Origin of the sequence: Mesorhizobium sp. M2A.F.Ca.ET.067.02.1.1 (genome assembly GCF_004023285.1) — a bacterium.
GTDB lineage: Bacteria > Pseudomonadota > Alphaproteobacteria > Rhizobiales > Rhizobiaceae > Mesorhizobium.
The window spans coordinates 1-1767 of record NZ_RZSB01001006.1 but is presented as its reverse complement, the minus strand read 5'-3'; the positions used below and the strand labels follow the sequence as shown (position 1 = coordinate 1767).

Annotated in this window: 2 protein-coding genes and 1 pseudogene; 1 reads left to right on the top strand and 2 read right to left on the bottom strand. The window is 65.4% G+C overall.

Annotated elements, in window-relative coordinates:
- Positions 1-320 (bottom strand): annotated as a pseudogene (locus EOA28_RS34755) (N-methylproline demethylase); the annotation flags it as partial.
- Positions 321-524: 204 nt separating this feature from the next.
- Here EOA28_RS34755 and queF point away from each other — a divergent pair.
- Entirely contained in the window at positions 525-986 is a 462-nt protein-coding gene (queF, locus tag EOA28_RS34750) for a preQ(1) synthase (protein ID WP_127250640.1), read from the top strand.
- Positions 987-1204: 218 nt separating this feature from the next.
- On the opposite strand, the gene EOA28_RS34740 is transcribed toward queF, so the two are convergent.
- Positions 1205-1762 carry a hypothetical protein gene (locus tag EOA28_RS34740; protein WP_128315798.1) on the bottom strand — a complete coding sequence of 186 codons (558 nt, stop codon included), beginning with the start codon at positions 1760-1762 and terminating at the stop codon, positions 1205-1207.
- Positions 1763-1767: the final 5 nt, after the last annotated feature.

Genomic DNA, 1767 nt, shown 5'->3' with positions numbered 1-1767 from the left:
AGATGGGTGATCTGGATCATCACTTTGCAGTCATGCTCATGGCAGGCATCCGCCAGTTCGGCGAGCCAGGGCACGATGCGGTCGTCATAGACATGCAGATTGCCGAAAGCGGCCGGGCTGTCGCGCGAGACGATCGCCGAGCCCGCCGTCATGGTGAGCGCCATGCCGCCCTTGGCCTTTTCGGCATGGTAGAGCCGGTAGCGCTCCTTCGGCATGCCGTCCTCGGAATAGGCCGGCTCATGGCTGGTCGACATCACCCGGTTCTTCAGCGTCAGGTGCTTGAGCTGGTAGGGTCGGAGAAGCGGGTCGTTGCTGGTCATCGTCTTCCTGCCGTTTCAATTTGCACGGGAGCGTCGCGCCGCTCCCGCTTCCATTTCTCGCATCGGATTCGTCCGAAAACCGCTGCGCACTTTTCGGTCCGATGCTATTGAGCGGCCCAAACCCGCCGCGTCCGAAAGGTTGCGGCGCAATTTCCGCCTGTTTTGCCTGCCGCCCGGACCTTGGACGGCAGCGAGGAGCCGCCCATGACAGACGCCAAGAACCTCACCCAGCTCGGCAAGCACGTCGAGACGCCACAGAGCCCCGAACAGGCGGTCCTGGAGACCGTGCCGTTCCAGCACGGCGATGGCCCGCCGGCGATCGTGCGCTTCACCTGCCCCGAATTCACCTCGCTCTGCCCGGTCACCGGCCAGCCGGATTTCGCCCACATCGTCATCGACTACGCACCCGACCGGACGCTGGTGGAATCGAAGTCGCTGAAGCTGTTCATGACCTCGTTCCGCAACCACGGCGCCTTCCATGAGGAATGTACCGTGATGATCGGCCGCCGGATCGTGGAGGCGACCAAGCCGCTCTGGCTGCGCGTCGGTGGCTACTGGTTTCCGCGCGGCGGCATCCCGATCGATGTCTTCTGGCAGACCGGCGCACCGCCCAAGGACGCGTGGCTGCCCGATACGGGCGTGGCGCCCTATCGCGGGAGAGGTTGAAATTTGTTGCGAAAGGCTGGCGGGACAGCGCCCCTCTCTGTCCTGCCGGACATCTCCCCCACAAGGGGGGAGATTGGCAGCTTCGGCGGCCCGCTTATCCTGAAACGTCGGAGATTGGCGAAAGCCGGCGTGACCTCTGATCTCCCCCCAAGTGGGAGAGATGGCCGGCAGGCCAGAGGGGGGCGCGAAGGATCGCCGACACTGATCTTTGGTCATTTTCATTCGCACTGGTACTGGCTCAGCGCCCATTCGCCGGTGACCGACAGGAGATCGGAGACCTTCCAGGCGCCACCGACCTTCTTCAGCTTCCATTCCAGGCGGTGCTGGTGGCCCTCGACGACGAAGGCAACGACCACCTTGGCCTCGTCGCCATTGACGGCTTCGATGGTGCGCAGGCTCCGGTCTATGGCCAGCTTGTCATAGTCGGCATTGTCGAGCGCCATGTTGGGGTCGAGGCATTCGCCCTGGCCCGAGGCGCGCAGCGCGTCCGCCTTGTCGAGTACGGTTTTCGCCGGGTCGGTGAAGTTCTTACGCTGCGCAGGATCGAGCTCCAGCCCGAGATGCTCGTAGAAGGGCTTCACCACCGCGGTCGGCGATCCGGGCAGGACCGGCGCGACAGGCGCCGGTTCGGCCGGCTTGCTGTCCGGCGCAGCGGCTGCAGGCGGCGACGTGTCGACCGCAGGCGGCGAGGTGTTGTCGCCGGATGAGGCTTTCGGCGGCGGCGCGCCGAACAGCCCCTGCGCAGAGGCGCCGCCGCTCAGCCCCGCGGCCAGCATCGACA

What these genes read in the sequence shown, in the direction of transcription:
- queF (WP_127250640.1), top strand. Translation starts at nt 525, where the DNA reads ATGACAGACGCCAAGAACCTCACCCAGCTCGGCAAGCACGTCGAGACG.
- EOA28_RS34740 (WP_128315798.1), bottom strand. Translation starts at nt 1,762, where the DNA reads ATGCTGGCCGCGGGGCTGAGCGGCGGCGCCTCTGCGCAGGGGCTGTTC.